This is a genomic window from Streptomyces sp. NRRL S-495, assembly GCF_000966955.1.
Lineage (GTDB): Bacteria > Actinomycetota > Actinomycetes > Streptomycetales > Streptomycetaceae > Kitasatospora > Kitasatospora purpeofusca.
Window position 1 is genome coordinate 1 of the sequence record NZ_JZWY01001385.1, and the last position, 286, is coordinate 286.

Below are 286 nucleotides of genomic sequence, written 5' to 3' on the forward strand. Positions count from 1 at the left end.
GAACCAACTGCCCGATCAACAACGACACGGCAACCTGCCCCGCCATCGAAATCCCCGCCGGCTCCTCGATGACGTGGACACTCACCGGCACCCTTGACACCAACGCGACCGTCACGCCCACCAACACCGCGACCGTCACCGGCGGCCCCGACCCCACAACCCCGACCCACACCGCCATCGCCACGCCGACCAACTCGCCCACACCGCAAGCGAACCTCACCGTCACCAAGGTCCTGCTCACCAACCCCGTCGTCCCCGGGCAACAGATCCAGTGGCAGGTCACCGT

At 67.1% G+C, this 286-nt stretch carries 1 protein-coding gene; it reads left to right on the forward strand.

Annotated features, from left to right (window positions below; genetic code table 11):
* A partial coding sequence (locus tag VR45_RS41795; protein ID WP_045945222.1) for a hypothetical protein occupies positions 1-286 on the forward strand: 286 nt, incomplete at both ends.